This window comes from Rhizobium sp. PK7-22 (genome assembly GCF_056530405.1).
Window position 1 is genome coordinate 1,516,736 of the sequence record NZ_CP096514.1, and the last position, 25,256, is coordinate 1,541,991.

Annotated in this window: 20 protein-coding genes; 13 read left to right on the plus strand and 7 right to left on the minus strand. The window is 63.3% G+C overall.

Translation table 11 applies throughout. The features are described from left to right. Position 1: 1 nt before the first annotated feature. The 3 genes from M1E10_RS12010 to M1E10_RS12020 all read right to left on the minus strand — a co-directional run bounded on the left by M1E10_RS12010 (position 2) and on the right by M1E10_RS12020 (position 3,882). Complete coding sequence (locus M1E10_RS12010) at positions 2-910, minus strand: 4-(cytidine 5'-diphospho)-2-C-methyl-D-erythritol kinase (RefSeq protein WP_499176614.1); 909 nt, start codon at positions 908-910, stop codon at positions 2-4. A 5-nt stretch (positions 911-915) separates the two neighbouring features. Next, positions 916-2,745 (minus strand): tetratricopeptide repeat protein, encoded by a 1,830-nt coding sequence (locus M1E10_RS12015; RefSeq protein ID WP_499176615.1) that lies wholly within the window; start codon positions 2,743-2,745, stop codon positions 916-918. 120 nt (positions 2,746-2,865) lie between these two features. Continuing rightward, positions 2,866-3,882, minus strand: a complete 1,017-nt coding sequence (locus M1E10_RS12020) for a polyprenyl synthetase family protein (protein WP_499176616.1) — start codon at positions 3,880-3,882, stop codon at positions 2,866-2,868. Between the two features lie 99 nt (positions 3,883-3,981). Here M1E10_RS12020 and M1E10_RS12025 point away from each other — a divergent pair, with 99 nt between their 5' ends. The 9 genes from M1E10_RS12025 to glyS all read left to right on the plus strand — a co-directional run bounded on the left by M1E10_RS12025 (position 3,982) and on the right by glyS (position 12,780). Next, complete coding sequence (locus tag M1E10_RS12025; protein WP_499176617.1) at positions 3,982-4,212, plus strand: putative signal transducing protein; 231 nt, start codon at positions 3,982-3,984, stop codon at positions 4,210-4,212. Next, positions 4,209-4,976 carry a tRNA1(Val) (adenine(37)-N6)-methyltransferase gene (locus M1E10_RS12030; RefSeq protein WP_499176618.1) on the plus strand — a complete coding sequence of 256 codons (768 nt, stop codon included), beginning with the start codon at positions 4,209-4,211 and terminating at the stop codon, positions 4,974-4,976. The genes M1E10_RS12025 and M1E10_RS12030 overlap by 4 nt, the downstream gene beginning before the upstream one ends. Positions 4,977-5,054: 78 nt before the next feature. Next, positions 5,055-5,909 (plus strand): S49 family peptidase, encoded by an 855-nt coding sequence (locus M1E10_RS12035; RefSeq protein WP_499176619.1) that lies wholly within the window; start codon positions 5,055-5,057, stop codon positions 5,907-5,909. 25 nt (positions 5,910-5,934) lie between these two features. Next, positions 5,935-6,126: a hypothetical protein gene (locus tag M1E10_RS12040; RefSeq protein ID WP_499176620.1), complete on the plus strand. Its 192-nt coding sequence runs from the start codon at positions 5,935-5,937 to the stop codon at positions 6,124-6,126. Between the two features lie 101 nt (positions 6,127-6,227). Next, positions 6,228-6,782 carry a TRADD-N-associated membrane domain-containing protein gene (locus tag M1E10_RS12045; RefSeq protein ID WP_499176621.1) on the plus strand — a complete coding sequence of 185 codons (555 nt, stop codon included), beginning with the start codon at positions 6,228-6,230 and terminating at the stop codon, positions 6,780-6,782. 85 nt (positions 6,783-6,867) lie between these two features. After that, positions 6,868-7,824, plus strand: coding sequence for a glycine--tRNA ligase subunit alpha (locus M1E10_RS12050; RefSeq protein ID WP_499176622.1), 957 nt, complete (start codon positions 6,868-6,870; stop codon positions 7,822-7,824). A 74-nt stretch (positions 7,825-7,898) separates the two neighbouring features. Continuing rightward, positions 7,899-8,450, plus strand: coding sequence for a LemA family protein (locus M1E10_RS12055; protein ID WP_499176624.1), 552 nt, complete (start codon positions 7,899-7,901; stop codon positions 8,448-8,450). 9 nt (positions 8,451-8,459) lie between these two features. Then, the gene (locus M1E10_RS12060; RefSeq protein ID WP_499176626.1) at positions 8,460-10,388 is read left to right on the plus strand and encodes a DUF2207 domain-containing protein; all 1,929 of its coding nucleotides are present in this window, start codon (positions 8,460-8,462) and stop codon (positions 10,386-10,388) included. A 103-nt stretch (positions 10,389-10,491) separates the two neighbouring features. Next, on the plus strand, positions 10,492-12,780 hold the full coding sequence (glyS, locus tag M1E10_RS12065; protein WP_499176628.1) for a glycine--tRNA ligase subunit beta: 2,289 nt from the start codon (positions 10,492-10,494) through the stop codon (positions 12,778-12,780). A gap of 185 nt (positions 12,781-12,965) precedes the next feature. Here glyS and M1E10_RS12070 read toward each other — a convergent pair whose 3' ends face one another. The 3 genes from M1E10_RS12070 to purD form a co-directional block, all read right to left on the minus strand. Continuing rightward, positions 12,966-14,798, minus strand: a complete 1,833-nt coding sequence (locus tag M1E10_RS12070) for a methyl-accepting chemotaxis protein (protein WP_499176630.1) — start codon at positions 14,796-14,798, stop codon at positions 12,966-12,968. Between the two features lie 521 nt (positions 14,799-15,319). After that, complete coding sequence (locus M1E10_RS12075; RefSeq protein WP_499176632.1) at positions 15,320-15,763, minus strand: plant virulence effector HPE1-like domain-containing protein; 444 nt, start codon at positions 15,761-15,763, stop codon at positions 15,320-15,322. 118 nt (positions 15,764-15,881) lie between these two features. Next, positions 15,882-17,153 (minus strand): phosphoribosylamine--glycine ligase, encoded by a 1,272-nt coding sequence (purD, locus tag M1E10_RS12080; protein WP_499176634.1) that lies wholly within the window; start codon positions 17,151-17,153, stop codon positions 15,882-15,884. 149 nt (positions 17,154-17,302) lie between these two features. Here purD and M1E10_RS12085 point away from each other — a divergent pair, with 149 nt between their 5' ends. From M1E10_RS12085 to ubiA, 3 genes are all read left to right on the plus strand, one after another. Then, the gene (locus tag M1E10_RS12085; protein WP_499176636.1) at positions 17,303-19,621 is read left to right on the plus strand and encodes a Tex family protein; all 2,319 of its coding nucleotides are present in this window, start codon (positions 17,303-17,305) and stop codon (positions 19,619-19,621) included. A 151-nt stretch (positions 19,622-19,772) separates the two neighbouring features. Beyond that, the gene (locus M1E10_RS12090; RefSeq protein WP_499176638.1) at positions 19,773-21,026 is read left to right on the plus strand and encodes a cyclopropane fatty acid synthase; all 1,254 of its coding nucleotides are present in this window, start codon (positions 19,773-19,775) and stop codon (positions 21,024-21,026) included. A 53-nt stretch (positions 21,027-21,079) separates the two neighbouring features. Further along, on the plus strand, positions 21,080-22,033 hold the full coding sequence (gene ubiA / locus M1E10_RS12095; protein ID WP_499176640.1) for a 4-hydroxybenzoate octaprenyltransferase: 954 nt from the start codon (positions 21,080-21,082) through the stop codon (positions 22,031-22,033). 60 nt (positions 22,034-22,093) lie between these two features. On the opposite strand, the gene M1E10_RS12100 is transcribed toward ubiA, so the two are convergent. Then, the gene (locus tag M1E10_RS12100) at positions 22,094-22,660 is read right to left on the minus strand and encodes a DUF6101 family protein (RefSeq protein ID WP_499176642.1); all 567 of its coding nucleotides are present in this window, start codon (positions 22,658-22,660) and stop codon (positions 22,094-22,096) included. Positions 22,661-22,933: 273 nt separating this feature from the next. On the opposite strand from M1E10_RS12100, the gene M1E10_RS12105 reads away from it, so the two are divergent. Then, a complete protein-coding gene (locus tag M1E10_RS12105; RefSeq protein WP_499176644.1) occupies positions 22,934-25,255 on the plus strand; it encodes a DUF1217 domain-containing protein in 2,322 nt (773 codons plus the stop codon). Position 25,256: the final 1 nt, after the last annotated feature.

The window sequence follows — 25,256 nt, forward strand, 5'->3', positions numbered from 1 at the left end:
GTCAGGATCCGGACACGGTTGTCGTGGCTTGGAAATACCACGCAGGTTTCAGGGCTTGAAGACGGGCGGCGGCCCGCTCGGCGTCTGCGCGGGAGGCGAAGACGCCAAAACAGGTGGCGCCGGAGCCGGACATCCGCGTCAGCAGCGCGCCTTCGCCATCCAGCAGGGCCGAGAGTTCGCCAATCTGCGGGGCCATTTCACGTGCCGGTGCCTCCAGGTCGTTGTGAAGCGTCTGCAGGATGCGGATCCAGTCGCCGTCCTCGAGCGGAGGCAGCGGCGTGTTCTCCTTCGATGCAAGCCGGGCGAACACCTGGGGCGTGGAGACACTGCAGAGCGGATTGCCGAGCACGAGCGCAAGCCGCGGCAGATCCGGGAGAGGCGTAAGGTCTTCGCCGATGCCGCGCGCGATCAACGGGGTCCCCGCGAGGCACATCGGCACGTCGGCCCCAAGCGACAGCGCAAGCCGCGCGAGACCGGCGGGCGGCAGCTCTGCCTGCCAGAAGCGCAGCAATCCCCTCAGCGTGGCGGCCGCGTCGGCGGAGCCGCCGCCGACGCCCGAGGCGACGGGAAGGTTTTTTTCCAGGTGGATGGCAACAGGAGGTGTCTCGAAACCCGCCGCGGCGAGCATCTTGCGAAGGCCGTCGCGGGCGCGGATGACGAGATTGCTCCCGGCCTCGGCGGCAAGCGTGTCGGAAAACCGTCCCGACAAGCTGAAGACATCCTCTCCCGATGCGGAAAAATGCAGTCGGTCGCCGATATCGGCAAAGCTGACGATGCTGTCCAGCAGGTGATAGCCATCAGCCCGCCGGCCCGTGACGTGCAGCGCAAGGTTGATCTTCGCCGGCGCCAGTTCGGTGACTGGCGACGGGAAGATGTCCTTCGGCTCCTGCGCGTCCGGACGAACAAGCATTGCTGTCAGGATTTCTTGTCGGGCTGTGCGGGGGCAGGGGCCGGTGCAGCGGGTTCGACCGCGGTCTTGTCAGCCGTCGTCGCCGTCGGGTCGAGCGGCGGCAGGCCTTCCTTGATCTTCTCGTTGATCTGCTCGCGGTTGACGTCCTCGCCCTCCGAGATCAGCGCCCGGTTCCACTGGTAGACCGCCTCGAGCTTGCGTCCCACGCGCCAGTAGGCGTCGCCAAGGTGATCGTTGATCGTGGCATCGCCGGCGCGCAGCTGGACGGCACGCTCCAGTTCCGTCACGGCATCGTCGAAACGACCCATGCGATAGTAGGCCCAGCCGAGTGAATCGACCACATAGCCGTCGTCCGGCCGCAGCTCCACCGCACGGCGGATCATGTCGAGCCCGTCTTCGAGATTGCGGTTCATGTCCACCCAGGAATAGCCGAGGTAGTTCAGCACCTGCGGCTGCTCCGGATTGAGCTCCAGCGCCTTCAGGAAGTTCGGCTCGGCCTGTTCCCATTTCTTCAGACGCTCATAGGCGATGCCGCGCTGGAAGTAGATCGTCCAGTCGCCGGGACCGGCAACGGGGCCGATTACCTCCACCGCCTTGTCGTAGTTCGCGGCCATCGCCTCGTAGTCCTTGGCGTCGGAAAGCACGCTGCCATAGGCGAGGTAGCTGCGCAGGTCGGAAGGGTCGGACGCGATCAGTTCCTTCAGGTGTTCACGCGCCTCGTCCACCTTGTCGGTGCCGGCCAGCGCCAGACCGAGCTGCAGCTCGGAGATCCGCTGCATCGGCGAATCCTCCGGCACCTGCTCGTAGTAGCCGATCGCCCGCTCCGGCTGCTCCAGCTTCTCGGCAATCCCGCCGAGGAGGATGAGCGTATCGGCGCTGTCGGGGTCGATGGAATGGGAGAGCTGCAGGTAGAGAGAGACCATGTCCTCGCTACCCTGCCGGTTCAGCGCAGCACCTACAGAAAACAGCACGGCGGCGGCGCCATCGGCCGCATTGCTGATTTGCTGTTCGGGAGTTTCGCCGTTCTCGATGGTCTCGCGAAGCGCCTTCAGCGGCGCATAATTGCTGATCATTCCGTCGCCGACGGAGATCGCGTCAAGAGCCTTCTGCCTGTTGCCTTCCGCCGCCTCGAGCCGGGCCAGCGCCATGACGGCGCGCATGAAGGTGTCTGGCGCCGTGGCAACGGCTTCCTCGCTGGTGATGGCGGCGGTCAGATAGTCGCGGGCGGTGCTTGCGTCACCCATCTCGATCGCCATCGCGCCAAGATGGTAGTCGGTGAACACCTTGAACCAGTCTGGCCCCGACATCTTGGCGATCGTGTCCATGGCCTGCTTGCCCTTGCCGGCACCGACGTCTGCCCAGGCGCCGATGAGCGTCTGGGTCAGGCGGTCGAGATCATTGGGCCCCTTGTAGGCGACAAGCGTCTTGGCCTCATCGAACCGGCCGTCGCGGATGGCGTCGAGGCCGCGCACGATCGTGGTGATCCGCTCGACGGCTTCGTCTTCCTTCAGCGCCTCGGCTTCCGCAAGGCCGTCCTCGAACTCCCCGTTGAGCAGCAGCGAAATCATCAGCCTTTCGCGGATCTCGATGTTTGCAGGATCGAACTCCAAGGCCTTGCGGTAGAGCGTGATGGCGGTCTCGTAATCGTGGTCGACGTCAGCCGTCCTGGCGGCCAGGAAGGCGCCGGCGAAGGACCCGACATTCTCGGCCTGGAAGGTAACCTGCTCTTGCGCCGGCTTTGCCTCGGGCGTGGCGGCATTCGGCGCGGTTGCAAAGAACAGGGCCGTCACCAACGCTGTGCCGGAAAGCAGGAAAAGAGTGGAACTCTGCCGCATAAAGGTGCCTTTCGTTAATGTGACGCGGCGGCTGGTCGCCTCAACGTCCCGCACCGATTCATTCACGACAGAATGGCTTTTTTGGCGCAGCACCGCAAGAAACTTACGGCCGCCTGACGATCAGTTGACACGCTGGATGGAGAAATCGATCACTTCCATCAGCGCCGCCTTGTGGGCGGAAGCGGGCAGCGGAGCCAGTGCATCCCGTGCGATGGTACCGTAGTGCACGGCCCGTGCGATCGTATCGTTCAGCGCATCGTATTTCGCGATCAGGCTGAGGGCATGCTCGAGGTTTTCCTCGGTGCTGTCGCCCTTCTCGATGGCATTGCGCCAGAAATCGCGCTCTTCGGCCGTGCCGCGGCGATAGGACAGAATGACCGGCAGGGTAATCTTGCCCTCGCGGAAGTCGTCGCCGACGTTCTTGCCGAGATCTGCTGCCGTGCCGCCGTAGTCCAGCGCATCGTCGACCAGCTGGAAGGCAAGCCCGAGGTTCATGCCGTAGGATTTGAGCGCATTTCGCTCGGCCTTGTCCGTCCTGGCGATGATCGGACCGACCTCTGCGGCCGCCGCGAAGAGGGCAGCGGTCTTCGCGCGGATGACGGAGAGGTAATCGTCCTCCGTTGTCTCCATGTTCTTGGCGACAGAAAGCTGCAGCACCTCGCCCTCGGCGATGACCGATGCCGCAGTGGCCAGGACGTCGAGCGCCTCGAGCGAGCCGACATCGACCATCATCCGGAAGGCCTGGCCCAGGAGGAAATCGCCGACCAGCACGCTCGCCTGGTTGCCCCAGATCGTGCGGGCGGTGGAACTGCCGCGCCGGAGATCGCTTTCGTCCACGACGTCGTCATGCAGCAGCGTGGCCGTATGCATGAACTCGACACTGGTCGCGAGCTTGATGTGCGAGTCGCCTTCGTAGCCGCACATGGCGGCCGCAGCCAGCGTCAGCATCGGCCTCAGCCGCTTTCCGCCGGAGGAGATCAGGTGGTTGGCCACCTCCGGGATCATCTGGACATCCGACCCTGCCTTGGACAGGATCAGCTGGTTGACGCGCTCCATGTCTGCCTTCGTCAGATCGACGAGGGGCTTGACGGAAGCCGGCTTCTTCTTGCCTTCTTCAAGCGATACGACGACGCCCAAGGATCCGCTCTCCTGTTCAAATGCCGTGACGGACTATAGAACTGGCCCTATAGCGTCCCCAGCGCCAATTGCCAAACATTGAAATGTGAAATCGGATCCATGCAGGAACTCATTCGGACCAATGATGCAGTGCTGCTCTCCTTCGCCGAGAGCCTGATGCGCGACGCGGGCATTCATTGCATGATCGCGGATCAGACCATGAGCGTCCTGGAAGGCTCGCTCGGCCTCCTGCCGCGCCGCCTCCTGGTCGAGGACGACCGGGCGGACGAGGCGCGGGGCATCTTCACCGATGCCGGGCTGGCAGGGGAGCTGCGGGACCGCCAGGCATGAACGAAACGGTCGATGCCTTCCACCGCGGACGCTTCCATGTCGTGCAGCCGAAGGGGGCCGGGCATCGCTCCGGTGCCGACGCCATGTTGCTGGCATCCCTGGTGGATGCGGCAGGCCCGGTTTCCGTGGCCGATCTCGGGGCAGGGGCCGGCGCTGCGGGCCTCGCTGTCGCGTCGCGGCTTCCGGAGGCCACGGTTCTGCTGGTGGAGCGCTCCTCCCTGATGGCGGGCTATGCGCGCAAGACCCTCGACCTTGCGGAGAATGCGGCCTTTTCGCCCAGAGTGACGGTCCTGGAGGCGGATGTCACCGTCAGCGGCAAGGCCCGTGTTGCCGCAGGCCTTCTGGACCAGGTTCACGATCACGTCATCATGAACCCGCCCTTCAACGACCCGACCGACCGGCCGACGCCGGATGCGCTGAAGGCCGAAGCGCATGCCATGAGCGAAGGCTTGTTCGAAAGCTGGATCAGGACCGCCTGTGCCATTACCCGCCCCGGCGGCCAACTGTCGCTGATCGCCAGGCCGCAGTCGGTCGCCGAGATCATCGCCGCCTGCGGCCGACGTTTCGGCGGGCTGGAGATCACGGTCGTCCACCCTCGTCCGTCCGAAGATGCGACGCGCCTGCTGGTGACGGCCATCAAGGGCTCGCGGGCAAGGCTCGTGTTCCGGGCGCCGCTCATCGTCCACGGCGACGAAGGCCATGCCTTCAACCGCCAGGCCGACGACCTCAACAACGGCCGCAGCGCCTATGCCCGCAGGCGCTGAATTAAGCGGTCATGCCATTGCGTTTGGACTTGCTGACCATACATCTGTGTCTACCAAGGTTCGCAAGAAGGATTTGAAATGGCTGGTCTGTTGTCGCGTGTGATGCCGAAGCGTTTCCGTAAGGAGGGGGTCGCGATCCCCGTCGTCAGGCTGCAGGGCGTGATCATGACAGGCGGCAGTCAGTTTCGGCCGACCCTCAATCTCGCGGCCGTCGCGCCGATGCTGGAAAAGGCCTTCGCCCGCAAGGACGCTCCAGCCGTTGCCATCTCCATCAACTCCCCCGGCGGCTCGCCTGTCCAGTCACGGCTGATCTACCAGCGCATCCGCGCGCTGGCGGAGGAAAAGAACAAGAAGGTCCTGATCTTCGTCGAGGACGTCGCGGCTTCCGGCGGCTACATGATCGCGCTTGCCGGCGACGAGATCTTTGCCGATCCGACCTCGATCGTCGGCTCGATCGGCGTCGTCTCCGGCGGTTTTGGTTTCCCGGAGCTCCTGCGCAAGATCGGGGTGGAGCGCCGTGTCTATACGGCGGGCGAGAACAAGGTGATCCTCGATCCCTTCCAGCCGGAAAAGGAAGGCGACATCGAATACCTGAAGACGCTCCAGCTGGAGATCCACAAGGTCTTCATCGACATGGTGAAGCTGCGCCGTGGCAGCCGTCTTTCAGAGGATGATTCGGTGTTTTCCGGCTTGTTCTGGACCGGCGGGCGCGGCCTGGAGCTTGGCCTGATCGACGGGCTGGGCGAAATGCGCGAGACGCTGAAGCGCCGCTACGGCCCCAAGACGAGGCTGGAGCTTGTCGGTGGCGCCCGCAACGTCTTCGGCCGCCGCCTCCCGGGCGTCATGGGAGCCGACGCGATTGCCGCCGGCGCCGCCTCGGGGCTTGCGCAGACGCTTGAGGAAAAGGCAATGTGGAACCGGTACGGGCTTTAAGGGCGGTGCGCGGAGGCAGGGGGAGATGGTGCAGCTTATTTTCTTCATTGTGATCGTCGGCGGCGGCTGGCTTCTCTACAAGCGCTTCGTGAGCGATGCCGAGAAGCTGACGGCACGGTCCGAGGAGCGTAAGAAGGAGCGTGAGACCGGCGCTGCCGGCACTCTCGTGCAGGATCCCGAAACGGGCGAGTATCGCGTCAAGCGGGACGACGAGTAGGCTCGCCTCCCGGCATCACCGGTCCTTGCTAGATCTAGTAATTGTTGAGCTTCCGGCAGACTGATAGCAAAGAGGTCCAGTGTCGCATCCGGGTATCGAAAATGCAGTGGCTTGAGTTCATCTTCTCTCTGCAGGCCGTGTTCTTCTCCGCGATCCTGCTGCTGTGCTGCATCGGCATCCTTTACTTCCTGACCGTCGCGATCCGGAAAAGCAGGCTCTCCTATTCTGAGATCGCCTTGACGATCGAACAGACGGAGCGACCGGCCGGCGGTGGCGCCGGGAATGCCAACGACTTCCTGTCCGCGCAGGTACGACGGATCAATGTCAGCTTCTATTTCAGCCTCGTCTTTGCGCTGATCGGCCTGCTGATCATCATGTTTTCGTTGCTGGCACCGGACGCGGGAAACTGGAGCGCCCATATGCCCTATCTGGCGGGTGCCCTGCTGGTGGAGGCCATGGCGATCGCTTTTTTCCTGAACTCGCTGAAGGCCCAGCGCCATATCAGCGACGTCATCCAGGCGGAACGCAGCGAGCGTATCTCCCTGGAGACAACCAACCTTCTTGCCCAGATCACCGACAGCGACCGTCGCGACCAGCTGATCTCGCAGCTGATCCTGCGTCGAGTGCCGGGGCCGTCGTCGCCGCGCGCTTATTGACGAACGGCCGGGGCATAAACCTTGACCCCAATGCCTCTGCATGGCACTCGTCGGCAAAGAAAATCCCAGATGCCGGCGATAAGCGATGACCGATCTTCCCGACCACACGTCCCCGACCCGCTCCTTCCAGGGGCTGATCCTTGCGCTCCACGCCTATTGGGCCGACAAGGGCTGCGCCGTGCTGCAGCCCTACGACATGGAAGTCGGCGCAGGCACCTTCCACCCGGCCACCACGCTCCGTGCGCTGGGGCCGAAGCCTTGGAAGGCCGCCTATGTGCAGCCGTCGCGCCGGCCTTCCGATGGCCGCTACGGCGAGAATCCGAACCGTCTGCAGCATTATTACCAGTACCAGGTCATCCTGAAGCCGAACCCGTCGAACCTGCAGGAACTCTACCTCGGATCGCTCGCGGCAATCGGCCTCGATCCGCTGCTGCATGACGTGCGCTTCGTGGAGGACGACTGGGAAAGCCCCACACTCGGCGCCTGGGGGCTGGGCTGGGAATGCTGGTGCGACGGCATGGAAGTCTCGCAGTTCACTTACTTCCAGCAGGTCTGCGGCATCGAATGCTCGCCGGTAGCCGGCGAACTGACTTATGGTCTCGAACGTCTGGCCATGTATGTTCAGGGCGTCGACAACGTCTACGACCTGAACTTCAACGGCCGCGAGGGCGACGAGAAGATCTCCTATGGTGACGTCTTCCTGCAGGCCGAGCAGGAATATTCCCGCCACAACTTCGAATTTGCCGATACCGCCATGCTGCACCGGCATTTCGTCGACGCCGAGAAGGAATGCCAGGCGCTGCTGGCAGCCGGTGCGCCCGTGCCGAATGCCAACCAGACGCTGCACAAATGCGTCTTCCCGGCCTATGATCAGTGCATCAAGGCGTCTCACGTCTTCAACCTGCTCGATGCCCGCGGCGTCATCTCCGTCACCGAACGCCAGAGCTATATCCTGCGCGTCCGCACGCTCGCCAAGGCCTGCGGCGAAGCGTTCCTGCTGACGGACGCCGGCGGCATCAACCTCGGCAAACAGGCGGCCTGACAGCCGCCGTTTGACGGCATCCGGAAAGCTTCCTAGTGTCCCGCCGGGACGCGAAGTTCTCTGGAGATTCTTGGATGTATATCCTGCTCGGCATTGTCGTATTGGTCGTTCTCTACGGCGTCTTTCTCTACAACAGCCTCGTCAAGTCGCGGCAGATGGCGGAGGAGGCCTGGTCCGGCATCGACGTGCAGCTGAAGCGCCGCGCCGACCTGATCCCCAACCTCATCGAGACCGTCAAGGGCTATGCCGCCCACGAGAAGTCGACCTTCGAGGAGGTCGTCGCGCTGCGCAACCGGGCGCAGGCGGTGCCGGCGGGCGATGTCGCCGGCCGGGCGCAGGCGGAGGGCATGCTGTCCCAGGCGCTGGGCAAGCTGTTTGCGCTCGCCGAAGCCTATCCGGACCTGAAGGCCAACCAGAACTTCCTGGAGCTGCAGACCTCGCTCGAAACCATCGAGGGCGAGATCCAGATGGCGCGCCGCTACTACAACGGTGCTGCCCGCGAGCTGAACGTCAAGGTCGAGAGCGTGCCCTCCAACATCGTCGCCAGCCAGTTCGGTTTTGCGAAGCGCGAGTATTTCGAGATCGAAGACGCAGCCGACCGCGCCGTCCCCGCCGTACAGTTCTAGGAAGCCGCCATGCTGCTCCGTATCCTGCTGTCGGCCCTCCTCTGGTGCGGCACGCTTCTGCCGGCGGCAGCGGCGGAATATATCCGCTCCTACCACTCCGACATCCAGGTGGCGGCCGACGGCGAGCTGACCGTGGCCGAGACGATCACCGTCAATGCCGAGGGCCGCGACATCCGCCGCGGCATCTTCCGCGATTTTCCGCTGACGCTGGAGGATGACGAGGGTCGCACGATCCGCGTCGGCTTCGAGGTCCTTTCGGTCATGCGCGACGGCGAGCCGGAGGAGTGGCGCACCGAGAGCGTCACCGGCGGCGTCCGCATCTATGCCGGCTCCGCAGATGTGCTGCTGGATCGCGGCGAGCACACCTATGTCATCACCTACCGGACGGACCGGCAGATCCGATACTTCGAGGACCACGACGAGCTCTACTGGAACGTCACCGGCAACGGCTGGATGTTCAGGATCCTTCAGGCCTCGGCGCGGGTGACGCTTCCGGATGGCGCCGGCATCACCGAAACCATCGCCTACACCGGCCCTCTCGGTGCTGCCGATACCAATGCCAGCAAGCGCAGCACCGGCAATACCGCCGTCTTCACCACAACCCAGCCGCTGGAGCCGAACGAGGGGCTGACCATCGTTGTCGGCATCCCGAAGGGCGTCATCACACCGCCCTCGGCCGAGGATCAGCGCAGCTGGTGGTTCCGCGACAACATCAACGCCATCCTCGGCTTCGGCGGGTTGATCCTGGTCGCCCTCTACTACGCCCGCAACTGGGCCCGCGTCGGGCGCGATCCGGCCCGCGGCGTCATGGTCCCCCGCTGGGACCCGCCGGACGGGATCTCGCCGGCGCTCGTCAACTACATCGACAACAAGGGCTTTTCCGGCGGCGGCTGGACGGCCCTTTCGGCCAGCGCGCTCGACCTTGCCGTCAAGGGCTATGTCACCCTCGACGACCTTCAGAGCTCCATCACCATCCGCCGCACCGACAAGGCTCTCGACAAGCAGCTGCCGGTCGGGCAGGCGGTGCTCCTGAAGGAAATCGGCGGCCCAGGCGACGAGCTGGTGATCGACAAGGCCAACGGAGCCAAGGTGCAGACGGTCGGCGCCAGCTTCCGCCGCGCCATCGAGAAGGAGCACCGCGACCGATACTACAGGTCCAACACCGGCTATGTGATCGGCGGCGTGGTGCTGAGCCTCCTGGCGCTCGGCCTGCTGTTCGTCTTCGGCAACATCGAGCCGGATTTGCTTGTCGCCTTCATGGTGCCGGTCTTTTTCGCGGCCTTCTTCGGCAGCTTCGCCGTCAGCTTCGGCAGGAAGCTGCGCCGTGGCAGCTCGCTGGTCGCAAAGATCCTCGCCATCGTCGTGATCGGCTTCTTCGGCCTCGTGGCCCTCTCCGCCATTTCCGGCATTCTGGTTGTGATCGTCGCCGATCTCTCCGGAGCCGACCATTGGCCGCTGCTCGTCTCCGTCGGCGGCATTGTGCTGATCAACGTCATCTTCCTCTTCCTGATGGGCGCGCCGACGCCGCTCGGCCGCAAGCGGATGGATGAGATCGACGGTCTGCGAACCTATCTGACGGTCGCCGAGAAGGACCGCATGAACATGGCCGGCGCGCCCGAAATGTCGCCGCGCCATTTCGAGACGCTCTTGCCCTATGCGGTCGCGCTTGGTGTGGAAAAGCCCTGGAGCGAGCACTTCGAGACCTGGCTGGCCACAGCCGCGGCCGGTGCCGCAGCCGCCAGCTATTCCCCTGGCTGGTACAGCGGCCACGGCATCGGCGGTTTTGGTGGCCGCATCGGTGGCTTCTCCACCGCCATGGCCTCGACCATCGCCTCCACCATTCCGGCGCCCAAGGCCAGCTCCTCGTCCTCCGGCTTCTCCGGAGGCGGCGGCTTTTCCGGCGGCGGCGGGGGCGGCGGCGGTGGCGGAGGGTGGTAGCGCCGGCACTTTTGGCGCTCTCAATGATGACTTTTGCCGATGGGCTTGCTAGAGCCTCGGCACATTCCACAATCTGTGTGAAATTCACTGCAAAGTTGATGATATGCCCGATCTGCTTCTTGAACTCCGCTCGGAGGAAATTCCGGCCCGCATGCAGCGCAAGGCGGCCGGCGATCTCAAAAAACTCGTCACCGATGCGCTGGTGGAAGCCGGTCTGACCTATGAGGGTGCGCGCGAATACTGGACGCCGCGCCGCCTGACGCTCGACGTCCGCGGAATGAATGCCCGGTCTGCCGATCAGCGCGAGGAGATCAAGGGGCCTTCCACGAAAGCGCCGGAACAGGCGGTGCAGGGCTTCCTGCGCAAGGCCGGCCTCTCGTCCGTGTCGGAGGCGCAGGTCGTCAGCGATCCGAAGAAGGGCGATTTCTACGTCGCCGTAATCTCCAGGCCCGGCCGCGCCGCCGAAGAAATCATCGCCGAGGTCATGCCCGGCATCATTCGCAATTTCCCCTGGCCGCGGTCCATGCGCTGGGGCTCGGCCTCCATGCCGAAGGGTGCAAGCTTTGGCGGTGTCGAGGGCAAGGGTTCGGAAAGCCTGCGCTGGGTGCGCCCGCTGCAGTCGATCGTCTGCGTCTTCGGGCCCGAGCATGACGAGACCCAGGTCATTCCCTTCGAGATCGACGGGCTGGTCGCCGGCAATGTCACCTACGGCCACCGTTTTCATGCACCCGAAGCCATCACGGTGCGCCGTTTCGAGGACTATGCCGCAAGCCTCGAAAAGGCGAAGGTCATGCTCGACGCCGAGCGCCGCAAGGACGTGATCCTGCACGACGCCCGCGACATCGCCTTTGCCAATGGCCTCGATCTGGTCGAGGACGAGGGGCTGCTGGAAGAGGTCTCCGGCCTCGTCGAGTGGCCGCATGTGCTGATGGGCGCCTTCGAGGAGGAGTATCTGGAGATCCCCGCCGAGATCATCCGGCTGACGATCAAGACCAACCAGAAGTGCTTCGTCACCCGCCCCCAGGGCGCAGCCGAAGGCCTTTCCAATCGCTTCATCCTCGTCTCCAACATCGAGGCCAAGGACGGCGGCAAGGAGATCACGCACGGCAACGGCAAGGTCGTGCGTGCGCGCCTCTCCGACGCCAAGCATTTCTGGACCCGCGACCAGGGCGACCTGCCGGACCTTCAGGACCTGCAGGCCTCTGCCGCTAAATTCGGCCTCGATCTGAAGAAGCCGCTCGACCAGCGCATGGCCAAGCTCGATGCACTGAACGTCACCTTCCACGCCAAGCTCGGCAGCCAGGGCGAACGCGTCGCGCGTATCCGGACGCTGGCCGCGCGTCTGGCGCCGATCGTCGGGGCCGATCCCGTGCTGGTCGATCGCGCCGCGGTCCTCGCCAAGGCGGATCTGCGCACGGAGGCCGTGGGCGAATTCCCCGAGCTGCAGGGCCTGATGGGCCGGCGCTATGCCATGCTGCAGGCCGAGGACGCCTCCGTCGCCGCCGCCATCGAGGACCACTACAAGCCGCAGGGTCCCGCCGACCGCGTGCCGGACGACAAGGTGGCGATCACTGTGGCGCTCGCCGACAAGCTCGACACGCTGGTCGGCTTCTGGTCGATCGACGAAAAGCCGACGGGTTCCAAGGACCCCTACGCGCTGCGGCGTGCAGCTTTGGGCGTGGTGCGCATGATCCTGGAGCGCAACGTCCGCCTGAACCTGCTTCCGGTGATGAATGCCGCGATGCCCGGATCGGGTGATGCGCCGGTGGTCTCCTCGATGACGGGCGAGCCATCAGAGAAAGCGCAGGCGCTGTCCGACAACAGCTACATCAACGAGACCTTCCCGGTCGTCGACCTCTCCGGCGATGTGGCAGGCGACCTCCTCTCCTTCTTCCACGACCGCCTCAAGGTCTATCTGCGCGACCAGGGTGCCCGCCACGACATCATCGATGCCGTGCTGACGCCCGATGCCGACGACCTGCTGATGGTCGCCCGCCGCGCCGAAGCGCTGACCGCCTTCGTCACCTCGCAGGAGGGCCTGAATCTGCTCGCCGGCACCAAGCGCGCCGTGCAGCTTCTCGCCGCCGAGGAGAAGAAGGGCACCGTCGTTGCCGATGGCGTCTCGGAAGAACTGCTGCGGCTCGATGCGGAAAAGACGCTCTGGACGGCGATCACGGCGGCCTCCTCGGAAGCTGCGGATGCTGTCGGCCGCGAAGACTTCCGCTCCGCCATGGAGGCGCTGTCGAAGCTTCGCGAACCGGTCGATCGTTTCTTCGAAGACGTTCTGGTCAATGACGAGGATACGGCGATCCGTGCCAACCGGCTGGCGCTGCTGAAAGCCATCCGCGCAGCCACCGGCACCGTGGCGGATTTCTCGAAGATCTCGGGGTAAGCCTGAACGGTCATCGGAGTGACGGCGGCTTTGATGCGCAAGGCCGCATGTCCGTCTACCGGGACGTCGCGGCGCTTGCGGCAGCCCTGGAGCCATACCGGACCGATGGATGCCGAGGTCACACAATGGAAACGCCGGGCTTCAAACCCGGCGTTTTCAGTTCTTGCGTGGAAGACGTGTCGGCCTCAGCCCGCCTTGCGCATCTTCTGCACCGTGCCGGCAAGCGAATTGCCGTGGGCGCCGGAAACGCGGAAGCCGCGGATGAGGTTCAGCAGGTCCTCCGTGTCGGTGGACAGAACTTCAGCCGATGCCGTGGTCTCTTCGGCCATGGCGGCGTTCTTCTGTGTTGCGGCATCGAGCTGGTTCATCGACGAGGAGATCGCGCGCAGCGTGGAGTCCTGCTCCTGGGCGCTGTGGGCGATCTTCGACACGATGTCGCTGGCCGCCTTGATCTGATCAGAGATGCGCTTGAGTGCTTCGCCGGCTTCGCCCACGAGCTGCACGCCGGTCTGCACCTGGCCCGACGAACGCGAGATCTGTTCCTTGATCTCCTTGGCCGCAGCAGCAGAGCGCTGTGCCAGTTCGCGGACTTCCTGGGCGACGACGGCAAAGCCCTTGCCGCTTTCGCCGGCACGCGCTGCCTCTACACCGGCATTGAGCGCCAGGAGGTTGGTCTGGAAGGCGATCTCGTCGATCACGCCGATGATCTTGGTGATCTCGGCGGAAGACTGCTCGATGCTGCTCATGGCGCCGATGGCCTGGGCGACGACCGCATCCGAGCGCGAGGCTTCGGTCGAGACCGAGGTGACGCGCTTTGCTGCTTCCTGGGCGCCGTCGGCGGTCTGGCGGACCGCAACGGTGAGTTCGTCGAGTGCCGCCGATGTCTCCTCGAGATTGGCCGCCTGGCGCTCGGTGCGTTGCGCCAGCTCGTGGGAGGCGCGGCGGATCTCTTCCTTGGAGCCGGAAATGTCGGCGCCCTTGGCGTTGACCCTAGCCATGGCCGATTCCAGATGCGACAGGGCTTCGTTGAAGTTGTCGCGCAACGTGGCATATTTGGGACCGAGTTCGCCGCAACGGATCGTCAGGTCGCCCCGGGCGAGTTCTGCAAGCGATGCGCCGATGGTGGACACCACGTGCGACTGCTCTTCGGCCTCCTGCATCTGCTGGTTCAGGTTCTGCTGGCGCTCCGAACTGATCGTCGCGTCCTGCTGGGCCTGACGCTCGGTCATGGCATGGCGCTCGCGCACCTTCTCCTGCAGTGCCTGGGTGGCCTTGGCCATCAGGCCCACTTCATTGCCCATGTCCGTATGGGGAATGGTGATCGACACATTCTCGTCCGCCACGGCCTCAAGCGACCTGTGGATGGCCGCCAACGGTGTGGTGATGCCACGAATGACATAGAAGGCGGCAGCAATGCCGGCAAGCAGGACCAGCGCACCGATACCTGCGGCCTTAAGTACCATCCCGCGGATCTGCGCCTGCAGATCGTCGATATAGACACCGGTGCCCAGAACCAGTCTCCAGGGCTCGAACGCCTTGGTATAGGAACTCTTCAGGAAGGAACCTTCCGGCTGGCCCGGCTTTGTCGAACTGAAGTAATCGGTGACGCCGCCGCCTGCCTGGCCGGTGGACACCATTTCATCGCGATACAGGTGGCCGGTCGGGTCGGGCTTGCCTTTTCCGCTTTCGCCGATCTTGTTGGCGAGCGGGTGGATGCGCATGATCACGTCGTAGTCATAGGCGAAGATATAGCCGTCCGGATTGTACTTGATTGCGCTGATCTGGCGGAAGGCTTGAGCTTGGGCCTCCTCGCGGGTCAACTCGCCCGAAACTTCCCGGTCGTAATAGCTCTGCATCGTCGAGAGCGCTGATTCGACCTGCGACTGCAACATGCCGTAACGTTCGGCATAGATCGCATTGGTGGCAGACTGGATCTGGTAATACACCAGGCCGGCCGCAGCAGTGAGCAGGCAGACGACCAAAATGATCAACTGCCGCGAAATCTTCAAGTTCTTCATGTTCGAAACCTTAGGCCACGATGGGCGCAAACAGGACTGGAGATGCGGACGATCATGGGACGCAAATCGGCGGTAGGTCTCCGGTGCCTGGGCTGGTCATGGCCATGGAAATTCCGGCGTAGCTTCAGGCTAGCAATCAATAGAAAATCAAAGTTTAAGATTCTAAATATTTCTATAAGCTCTGCCTCAGTATAGTATATGTGTAGTTTAGATATTAGTAATGCAAGATATTAGGATGTTCGTCCATAGCTTGGGTTCTATCGAATAACCCTAAAGATCGGCCGCACCGGTGCAACTAGGTGTCGACGATAGATGGGCCGGATCTCGCTCGGTGTCCCGATCGTCAACCGATGCGGACAGCACCCTTCTCCGAGATGCTCCTCGACGGATGAACGCCCGCGGTCCTGCGCAACCGGCTTCTAGCGTCGACGCCTGGTTTAAGCCGGTGCGCGTTTTCCGATCTTGGCGGATGGCGCCGACAGCACGGATTGTATGGGCGGTGGGAGGCCGCGAGGGAACGGTTAGTTCAGCCGCAGCTGCAGGGCGCTGAAATCGATTGCCGGAGGCTCGTCCTGGGGCATCGCAGTCGCATCGGGATGCACGGCGCCGACAGTTGCGTCGTGGTCGATGCCGTCACCGGCAGTACCGGCCAGCATCGAGCTGCCGGTCGGCGTCCAGTCGTGGACCTTGCTGACATGCACCACCGGCGAGCCGCCGAGCCAGTTTTCCGTGCGAAGGGCCTTCTTCTCGCCGTTGATCTCGACGATCTCGGTTTTCTGCGGGCCGGATTCGAGTACCGGAACCTTGTAGGTGCTGGTCTCTTGCTTGGGCTTCAGCGGCGGGCATTCGTCGCAGCCCTGGGACACGAGGCTGCCATTGCCGCCGTGGTTCACCACGGGCGTGATGGACGACGCCAAGGCCGTCCCGCTCGCCAGGATCAGGACACTCGTCAGCAGAAAACGCATGGCACGACTCCTCTCATGATCGAGAAGCTTTAGCGCAGGAGCATTTCCATCCCGTCAGCAGAACTGGTAAAATTTAAGTTAAGGTCGCAATTGCGGATTTGAGATCTTGGCCGAGAGCTCAGGCCGTTTCCCGTACGATCGCCTGCCAGCCGATGTCGCGGCGGCAAAAGCCGTTCTGCCACTCCAGACGGTCGATCAGGGCATAGGCCTTGGCCTGCGCCTCGACGACGGACTTGCCCGTCGCCGTGACGTTAAGGACCCGCCCGCCCGTTGCCACCAGCGCGCCGTCTTTAAGCGCCGTGCCAGCATGGAAGATCGTCTCGTCGGCCTTCGTCTCGGGCAGCCGGCCGATCGGCGTGTTCTTGTCGTAGGCGCCAGGGTAGCCCTTGGCGGCCATCACCACCGTCAGCGCCACGTCGTCGCTCCATTCGGCCGTGACCTGATCCAGCGTTCCCGTAGCGGCCGCATAGAGGAGCGGCAGGAGGTCGCTCTTCAGCCGCATCATCAGCACCTGGCATTCCGGATCCCCGAAGCGGACGTTGTATTCGATGAGCTCGGGGCCCTTGGCCGTGATCATTAGCCCGGCGAAGAAGACGCCGGTGAAGGGATAGCCACTGTCAGCCATGCCGCGGATCGTCGGCTCGATGATCTCGCGCATGGTCCGCGCGACCATCTCGTCGGTCATCACTGGGGCAGGGGAATAGGCGCCCATGCCGCCGGTGTTGGGGCCTGTGTCGCCTTCGCCGACGCGCTTGTGATCCTGCGCGGTCGCGAGCGGCAACGCGGTCTTGCCGTCGGAGAGGCAGAAGAAGCTCGCCTCCTCGCCGTCCAGGAAGGCTTCCACCACCACTTCGGCACCCGCCGATCCGAAGGCGCCGGAAAAGCAGTCGTCGATGGCGGCCAGTGCGTCGTCGAGCGTCATGGCCACGGTCACGCCCTTGCCCGCGGCAAGTCCGTCCGCCTTGATGACGATGGGAGCACCCTGCGCGCGCGTATAGGCCTTGGCCGCGGCGGCATCGGTGAACCGCTGATAGGCGCCGGTCGGAATATTGTAGCGGGCGCAGAGGTCCTTGGTGAACCCCTTGGAGCCCTCCAGCTGAGCGGCGGCGGCCGATGGGCCAAAGACGGCAAGGCCTGCTTCGCGCAGACGATCCGCAAGACCCGCCACCAGCGGCGCCTCCGGGCCGATGACGACGAGTCCGATCTCGTCACGACCGCAGAAGTCGATGACGGCGGCATGGTCGTCGATGTCGAGGGGTACGAGCTCCGCATGCTCCGCGATGCCGGGATTGCCGGGCGCGGCGAACAGCTTCGTCAGCGTCGAAGATTGGGCAAGTTTCCAGGCCAGCGCATGCTCGCGCCCACCGGAGCCGATCAGCAGAACCTTCATGTCTCGCCCTCTCTTCTTGGTCTCAAGCGGCGGTTAAGGGGAGGGGGCGCAAAGGTCAAGCACGCATCCTGTGGAATCGCCTGTCTTCCACGTTGCCTTGCCTTGAAGTTTGACTATGGTCGCCCCTCCCGTAGAACCGAGAGACTGCCATGGCCGCCGATATCCGTTTCCTTGCCGCCGCAATCGCTGCGGAGATCAACGCCCGACCCGAACAGGCCGCCGCTGCGATCGGGCTGATCGACGAAGGCGCCACCGTTCCCTTCATCGCCCGCTACCGCAAGGAAGTCACCGGCGGCCTCGACGACACGCAACTGCGCAATCTCTCCGAACGGCTGGTCTACCTGCGCGAACTGGAAGCACGGCGGTCCTCGATCGTCGATTCCATCAACACCCAGGGCAAGATGACGGACGAGCTGGCCCGCAAGCTTGCCGGTGCCGCCACCAAGGCCGAGCTTGAGGATCTCTATCTCCCCTACAAGACCAAGCGCCGCACGCGCGCCGAGATCGCCCGCGAACGCGGCCTGCAGCCGCTCGCCGACGCCATCTGGGCTGACCGCACCGCCGATCCCGTGAGGCTTGCCGCAGCCTATGTGGCAGGCGAGGTGACCGACGTGAAGATGGCGCTCGAAGGTGCGCGTGATATCGTCGCCGAAGCCATCTCCGAAAATGCCGACCTGCTGAAACGTCTGCGCCAGCACATGCGCAGCGGCGCCATGCTGAAGGCGAAGGTGGTCGACGGCAAGCAGGAGGCGGGCGCCAAGTTCTCCGACTATTTCGATCACTCCGAACGCTGGGCGACCGCCCCCGGCCACCGGGCGCTGGCCATGCTGCGCGGCTGGAACGAAGAGTTCCTGACGCTGTCGATCGAGGTGGACCAGGACGATCCGTCACCGATCAAGCCAACCCACCGGATCATCGCCGCTACCTTCCAGATCGGCACCAAGGGGCCTGCCGACCTCTGGCTGATGGAGGCCGCCGGCTGGACCTGGCGCGTCAAGCTTTCCACCTCGCTGTCGCTCGACCTGATGCGCGAACTGCGCGAGCGCGCCGAGGAGGAGGCGATCCACGTCTTCGCCCGCAATCTGAAAGACCTGCTCTTGGCCGCCCCCGCCGGCTCGCGCCCGACCATGGGGCTCGATCCGGGCATCCGCACCGGCGTCAAGGTCGCGATCGTCGATGGCACCGGCAAGCTCCTGGAAACCACGACGGTCTATCCCTTCCCGCCGCGCAACGACATCCGCGGCACCCAGGCGGAGCTGGCCGGTCTCGTGCGCAAGCACAATGTCGACCTGATCGCCATCGGCAACGGCACCGGCAGCCGCGAGACCGAAAAACTGGTCGCCGACATGCTCGCCACCCTGCCGGCCTCCTCCTCGGGCAGGAAGCCGACGAAGGTGATCGTCTCGGAAGCCGGTGCTTCCATCTATTCCGCATCGGAAGCGGCGGCCGCCGAATTCCCCGGTCTCGACGTCACGCTGCGCGGCGCCGTTTCCATCGCCCGCCGCCTGCAGGATCCGCTGGCCGAACTGGTGAAGATCGAGCCGAAGTCGATCGGCGTCGGCCAGTACCAGCACGACGTCGACCAGGGAAAGCTGTCGCGCTCGCTGGATGCGGTGGTCGAGGACGCGGTGAACGCCGTCGGCGTCGACCTCAACACGGCGTCCGGCCCGCTTCTGGCCCGCGTGTCCGGCCTCAGCCGCTCGATCGCCGATGCGATCGTCCTGCACCGCGACCAGAACGGCCCCTTCCAGAGCCGAAAGGAGCTGCTGAAGGTCGCCCGCCTCGGCAACCGCACCTTCGAACAAGCCGCCGGCTTCCTGCGCATCCCGAACGGCAAGGAGCCTCTCGATGCCTCGGCGGTTCACCCGGAAGCCTATGGGGTCGCCAAGAAGATCGTCGCCGCCTGCGGCCGCGATCTTCGCTCGGTCATGGGGGACAGCACGGCGCTGAAGGCGCTCGATCCGCGCCAGTTCATCGATGAGCAGTTCGGTCTGCCGACGGTGAAGGACATTCTCGCCGAACTGGAAAAGCCCGGCCGCGATCCGCGCCCGAGCTTCAAGACGGCGACCTTCGCGGAAGGGATCGACGAGATCAGCGACCTGAAGCCCGGCATGCTGCTGGAAGGCACGGTGACCAATGTTGCCGCCTTCGGTGCCTTCGTCGATATCGGCGTCCACCAGGACGGGCTGGTCCACGTCTCCCAGCTTGCCGACCGCTTCGTCAAGGACCCGCATGAGGTGGTCAAGGCCGGCGACGTCGTGAAGGTGCGGGTGGTTGAGGTGGATGCAAAGCGCAAGCGGATCGCGCTGTCCATGCGCAAGGACGGCGGCGAGGCAGCGCCGGCGCCGCGCGGCGCGGACCGTGGCGCTCCAAGGGTCAATCCCAGGCAGATGCAGGCGGAGCCGAAGGGATCCTCCGCGCCGAACGCCATGGCAGCAGCCCTGGCCGAGGCGATGAAGCGTCGCTGAGGCGGTTCTTACGCTCTGCAAAATTGGGCGCCGTTCAACCTGTTGGACGGCGCCTTTTTTTATGCCATTTTTGTGTCAGAGACTCAGTTTGCAATTCACTCCAGCCTGCAGTTCTTCCAAATCAGCCAGATAGACTTCGTTAGGAGGTAATATGACCTCGTCCCTGCGTCGACTTCTCGCCAAGATCATCAAAAAAGGCAGCCTCTCGGTCAGTGGCCCCGTCGGCGCGCAGACCTTTGGCAACGGCGGGGGGCGCAACGTCTCCATGCGCTTCACCGATGCGAAAGCCGAGGAGGAGATCGCAGCCGATCCGCAGTTGAAGCTTCCCGAAGTCTACATGGACGGACGGCTGGTCTTCGAAGAAGGCGACATCTACGACCTGCTCGCTCTCGTAAAGGACAACACGCTGAGCGAGGCCCTGACGCAGGGAATGATCTGGCGCGGCCTCTACAGGGTCGCCGAGGCGAAGGTGCGTCGCGCGGTCCCCGTCAACCGCAACCAGCGCAACGTCGCTCATCACTATGACCTGAGCGCCAAGCTCTTCGACCTCTTCCTCGACGAAGACTGGCAGTATTCCTGCGCCTACTACAATCCACCCGGCATCAGCCTCTATGAGGCGCAACAGGCAAAGAAGCGGCACATTGCCGCCAAGCTCATGGCCGAACCTGGTCAGCGGGTGCTCGAGATCGGTTCGGGCTGGGGCGGGATGGCCATGTACCTGGCGGAATCCTCCGGTGTCGACGTGACCGGCATCACGCTGAGCCAGGAGCAGTTGCGCGTCTCGCGGGATCGGGCGTTGAAGCGGGGTCTCGCAGACCGGGTCCGCTTCGAGCTTCAGGACTACTACTACCTGCACAGGGAAAAGTTCGACCGCCTGGTCTCCGTCGGCATGTTCGAACACGTCGGCATCCAGAACTACGGACGCTTCTTTCGGAAGGTCGACGAGATGCTCGACGACGACGGCGTCATGGTTCTTCACTCGATCGGGCAGCCCTCTCCGATGCGCTTCAACAGCCCCTTCATCGAAAAATACATCTTCCCCGGCGGTTACATCCCCTCGCTGGCGGAGGTCATGCCGGCTGTCGAGAAGGCGGGACTGCTCATCGGCGACATCGAGATCCTGCCGATGCACTATGCCCACACGCTGCGGCACTGGCGCGAGCGCTTCATGGCCCGCAGGCAAGAGGCGGCGGCGCTCTACGATGAACGGTTCGTACGGATGTGGGAATTCTACCTGGCGGCCTCCGAGATGGCCTTCACCCACGAGAACTTCTTCATCTTCCAGATGCAGATCGTCAAGAAGCGCATGAGCTTGCCGGACAACCGCGATTATATTGCGCAACGGGAGGAAAGGCTGAGGCAATTCGAGGCGACGCGCGCTCCGCTGGAGCCGGTGACGTTCTGACCCCCAGGTCGCCCGGCTTGACCGTCGGTCTTCAAGCCAGCTAGGACCATGATATGACAAAGGCGGACGATCTGAACGGCCGCGTCCATGACGCGCCATCGAACAACTGGGTGTACCGGGTCTTGCCTCGGTCCGCCTGGCCCTACGCTCAACTGGCCCGCTGGGACCGTCCAATTGGTTGGCAGCTGCTGATGTGGCCCTGCTTCTGGTCCTCGGCGCTGGCAGCCAACCGGGCGGCGGAACTCGGCAGCCTCTCTGTCGGCCTCTTTGTCTTTCACCTGTTTCTGTTCTTTGCCGGCTCGGTTGCCATGCGCGGGGCCGGCTGTACCTACAATGACCTCGTTGACCAGAAAATAGACAACGAGGTTGCGCGCACCCGCTCGCGGCCGTTGCCGTCGGGCCGAGTGACCCGCTTTGAAGCGAAGGTATTTCTGGTCACGCAGGCGCTGGTCGGTCTGCTTGTGCTGATTCAGTTCAACGGTTTTGCGATTCTTCTCGGGATCCTGTCACTGGCCATCGTCGCGATTTACCCGTTCGCCAAGCGGTTTACGGATTGGCCGCAGTTCTTCCTCGGCCTTGCCTTCTCCTGGGGTGGTCTGATGGGCTGGGCCGGCATGTTCGGCAGCCTGTCCTTCGCGCCGGTCTGGCTCTATCTTGGCGCTGTCGCCTGGACGATCGGCTACGACACGATCTACGCCCACCAGGATAAGGAGGACGATGCGCTGGTCGGGGTCCGTTCCACCGCTCGCCTGTTTGGCGAGAACACCAAGGCCTGGCTGGTCGGCCTCTACGGGGTGACGCTGCTGCTGCTGCTGATTGCCTATGCAGGTGCCGGTGTCGGCCTTGTGGCCTATCTAGGACTGATCCTTGCCGCGCTCATGTTTGCCTGGCAGATCGTGTCGCTCGACATCGACGACGCGGATCAGTGCCTGTCGCTGTTCAAGTCCAACAATTGGGTGGGCGCGGTAATCTTTGCCGGTCTCGTTCTGTCTCTACCCTTTGCCTGAAACGCAGAAACCCGGCCTGTGGCCGGGTTCCAGCATCAACGCGCGGCGGCGGTGGATCTCTCAGTCTCGCGCGATGATCTCTTTGCCCTCGATCTTCATCGTCACGCCCAGCTGGCCAGTCGTGCGACGGACCAGGAAGCGCGGGCGGCGGTTGGCAAAATAGGAGTGGCGACGGCGCGGCTTGGCGGCCTGGGCGCGCAGATCGCCGAGATGGTTTTCCAGCGGATGCGCGATGCCGTCCGCCTCGACCATCAGCATCGGGATGCGGAACGCCTCCGACCAACTGCGCCAATCGGCTGCGATATCGCAGAGATCATGGGCGACGAGCAGCGGGATGCAGAGATCCGGATCGTCGTGATGCAATTCCAGGGTGACCGTCACTTCCCCGTCCCCATGGTCGATGGCGCGGGCGGCAACGCCCTTGAAGGCGCGGGCGGGCAGGGCGAAGGACAGTGGCAGGCCGCTTGTGGGCAGGATCTTGCGCAACACCGCGCCGCGTTCGTCAATGGTGACGACGACATCTTCCGATGTCCCGCGCTGTGCGTAGGCGACCTGCTGTGGAAAGCGCGATGGGTCTAACCTGAGTGTGGAACCTGCCCAGGCAGGCTTCAGAACCGTGTTTGTCATCGTGTATGCAACCCTTGTTTTACCTCGAGAGCCGTTTCCGGTTTCTCTGCGGGACTTATGTCCTCTGATGCAGGGACCATACGGGGTCGCCCGTACCCGACGGCTTAAAAATCGCGGTTAAGGAAGCTTTGCCTCGGGCGATGGTTATCGAAACCCAACCCGTCTCGGTTTCTAGACCGTGAACGGGACACTCCCACGATTGCGGCTAAAGCCACGGGCAAGGATGTGCTGTGATGATGGTCACGGCATCACTATGAGCGGAGTCTCAGTTCCATGGTCTCGACCTACCTCAGCTACGACCTCGTCAACCGCGACATGTTCAAGACATTGCAGCGCGTGGCTTCTGATGGACAGGTTTCGCGAGAGGCGCAGTATTTTGCCGACAACATCGGCAAGGTGACGACGATCGATGAGTTCATGGACGACTACCGGCTCTTCTCCTACGCGATGAAGGCCCATGGCCTTGAGGAGATGACCTACGCCAAGGCCTTCATGAAGCAGGTTCTGGAGAGTGACCTCAACGACGAAAGCAGCTTTGCCAGCCGCGTCGCGGACGACCGCTACCGCGACTTCGCCGCTGCGTTCAATTTTTCCGGCACTGGCACGGCTGCGATCGCTCAATCGGCGGCACAGCAGGACGAGATGCTGGATCTCTACGATCAGAGCATCGTGGACACGGCGGACGCCACCGCCGAGGAGACGCGGTATTACAAGGTCATGTTGGCGCAGGTCGACAACGTCAACGACATTCTGTCGAACGACCGGCTGCGCCGCTATGTCTTCGACAGCTTCGGCATCGACGAAGCTGTCTATTCGTACCAGACCGTCAAGGCGGCGCTGACAAGTGATCACAACGACCCTGCCAGCTATTCGAACACGATCCTGAAGGACCAGTTGACCTCGCTGGAGGGGAAGCTCGCCACCACAAAGGCCGAGCTAACTTCTTTGGGCAGCAAGGCTACGGAGCATGTCGACAAGAAAGCTGCGCTACGGGCAGAGATCAAGGCCTATGAGAAGGCTATTGCCTCGACGCAGGGGCATATCGATCTGGCCGGCGCGTTCGAATTTGCGGCGGATGGAACGGCAACCAAGGGCAGCGCTCAGACCGGAGCTCAGCTGACGGCGGTGACTGACCTGTATCTCCTCAGCCGCCCCCGGCAGACCCAGGCTTCGGCTCTTCGCGAGAATGAGTATTTTGAGGAGAAGATCGGCTCGATCAAAACGGTTGGCGAACTGCTTGGCGACCAACGCCTCTACAACTTTGTCCGCAAGGCTTTCAATCTGGATGAGCTGTTTGTAGTCAAATCGACATTGGAGCAGATTCTGACGAGTGATCTCTCCGATCCCGATAGCTACGTCAACGTCTATGCCAAGGAGCGGCCGCAGTATGTCGAGCTTGCGGAGGCGTTCAATTTTAAGACCGACGGCACCTTGAACGGAAGCGTCGCGCAGACGGCAACGCAGACCCTGGTAACCTCGAACAACTATTTCAGCCGATACGACGACAAGCAGGAGGAGGCGGACGAGAAGGCCGTCAAACTCTACAAGTCGGAGATGGCGGCAGTTAAGTCGATCGATGATTTCCTCTCGGACGACGCAATATACGGCTTTGCGCTGAAAGCTGTGGGGCTCGATGCCCAGGAAGTGTCCATGCTGACGCTTAAGAACGTGCTCAAGAGCGATCTCTCGGATCCGAAGAGCTACGTCTACCGGTTGAAAGACGATCGCTATCTGACGCTTGCTCAAGCGTTCAATTTCACCAGGGACGGGTCTATAACGGCTCCCGTACAGGCCCAGTCCACGGCAACCATCCAGGGGACGGCGAAAGAATACATCGTTGAGCAGACCCGCTTCCTCAAGGGAGCCGAGAAAGAGGCAGCACGCGAAAAAGCCGACGGTGAAGCGAGCTATTACACCAGCACGATGGCCGGCATCAAAACTCGCGACGAATTGTTGTCAGACCGTCGGCTTGTGGACTTCGTCCTTCTGGCCAAGGGGATCGACGCGACCACAGTCACCGATGACTTTATCAAGCAGGTCTTTTCTTCCGACCTCAGCGATCCCGAAAGCTTCGCCAATCAGTTGACCGACAGGCGCTTTGCCGAACTTGTCGGGACGTTCAACTTCGACAGCGCCGGCAATCTCGACCGAAACGCCTCCGCTTCAGTACAGAATGCGGGTCAGACGCTGGAAACGCAGAACCTCTATCTGCGCCAGACGCTGGAGACAGAGCAGGGGGAAGAAAACGCTGGCGTCCGCCTCGCCCTTTACTTCGAGAGAATGTCGGCTCAGATCACCGATGCCTATGAAATCGTGGGCGACGAGGCGCTGCTGGAGTTCTTCCGGATCACGTTCAGCCTGCCGGCGGAAATGGGCAACATGGACGTCGATCAGCAGGCGAAGCTGGTCGAGCGGAACTTGGATCTTCAGGATCTGAAGGACCCGACAAAGCTGCAGAAGATCATTCAGCGGTTCACCGTCCTCTATGACCTGGAAAATGGCGACACAGGATCTTCGGCGGTGAACATCCTGACCGGCTCAGGCTCGCTCGGCATCACCGCCGACATGCTTCTGTCGATGTCCCGGTACCGCTGAC

Coding starts and splice junctions, on each gene's coding strand:
- M1E10_RS12060 (WP_499176626.1), top strand. CDS start 8,460: ATGCTGCTCCGTATCCTGCTGTCGGCCCTCCTCTGGTGCGGCACGCTT.
- M1E10_RS12010 (WP_499176614.1), bottom strand. CDS start 910: ATGCTTGTTCGTCCGGACGCGCAGGAGCCGAAGGACATCTTCCCGTCG.
- ubiA (WP_499176640.1), top strand. CDS start 21,080: ATGACAAAGGCGGACGATCTGAACGGCCGCGTCCATGACGCGCCATCG.
- M1E10_RS12015 (WP_499176615.1), bottom strand. CDS start 2,745: ATGCGGCAGAGTTCCACTCTTTTCCTGCTTTCCGGCACAGCGTTGGTG.
- M1E10_RS12025 (WP_499176617.1), top strand. CDS start 3,982: ATGCAGGAACTCATTCGGACCAATGATGCAGTGCTGCTCTCCTTCGCC.
- M1E10_RS12045 (WP_499176621.1), top strand. CDS start 6,228: ATGCAGTGGCTTGAGTTCATCTTCTCTCTGCAGGCCGTGTTCTTCTCC.
- M1E10_RS12105 (WP_499176644.1), top strand. CDS start 22,934: ATGGTCTCGACCTACCTCAGCTACGACCTCGTCAACCGCGACATGTTC.
- M1E10_RS12100 (WP_499176642.1), bottom strand. CDS start 22,660: ATGACAAACACGGTTCTGAAGCCTGCCTGGGCAGGTTCCACACTCAGG.
- M1E10_RS12090 (WP_499176638.1), top strand. CDS start 19,773: ATGACCTCGTCCCTGCGTCGACTTCTCGCCAAGATCATCAAAAAAGGC.
- M1E10_RS12030 (WP_499176618.1), top strand. CDS start 4,209: ATGAACGAAACGGTCGATGCCTTCCACCGCGGACGCTTCCATGTCGTG.
- M1E10_RS12040 (WP_499176620.1), top strand. CDS start 5,935: ATGGTGCAGCTTATTTTCTTCATTGTGATCGTCGGCGGCGGCTGGCTT.
- M1E10_RS12055 (WP_499176624.1), top strand. CDS start 7,899: ATGTATATCCTGCTCGGCATTGTCGTATTGGTCGTTCTCTACGGCGTC.
- M1E10_RS12050 (WP_499176622.1), top strand. CDS start 6,868: ATGACCGATCTTCCCGACCACACGTCCCCGACCCGCTCCTTCCAGGGG.
- M1E10_RS12085 (WP_499176636.1), top strand. CDS start 17,303: ATGGCCGCCGATATCCGTTTCCTTGCCGCCGCAATCGCTGCGGAGATC.
- M1E10_RS12035 (WP_499176619.1), top strand. CDS start 5,055: ATGGCTGGTCTGTTGTCGCGTGTGATGCCGAAGCGTTTCCGTAAGGAG.
- M1E10_RS12070 (WP_499176630.1), bottom strand. CDS start 14,798: ATGAAGAACTTGAAGATTTCGCGGCAGTTGATCATTTTGGTCGTCTGC.
- glyS (WP_499176628.1), top strand. CDS start 10,492: ATGCCCGATCTGCTTCTTGAACTCCGCTCGGAGGAAATTCCGGCCCGC.
- purD (WP_499176634.1), bottom strand. CDS start 17,153: ATGAAGGTTCTGCTGATCGGCTCCGGTGGGCGCGAGCATGCGCTGGCC.
- M1E10_RS12075 (WP_499176632.1), bottom strand. CDS start 15,763: ATGCGTTTTCTGCTGACGAGTGTCCTGATCCTGGCGAGCGGGACGGCC.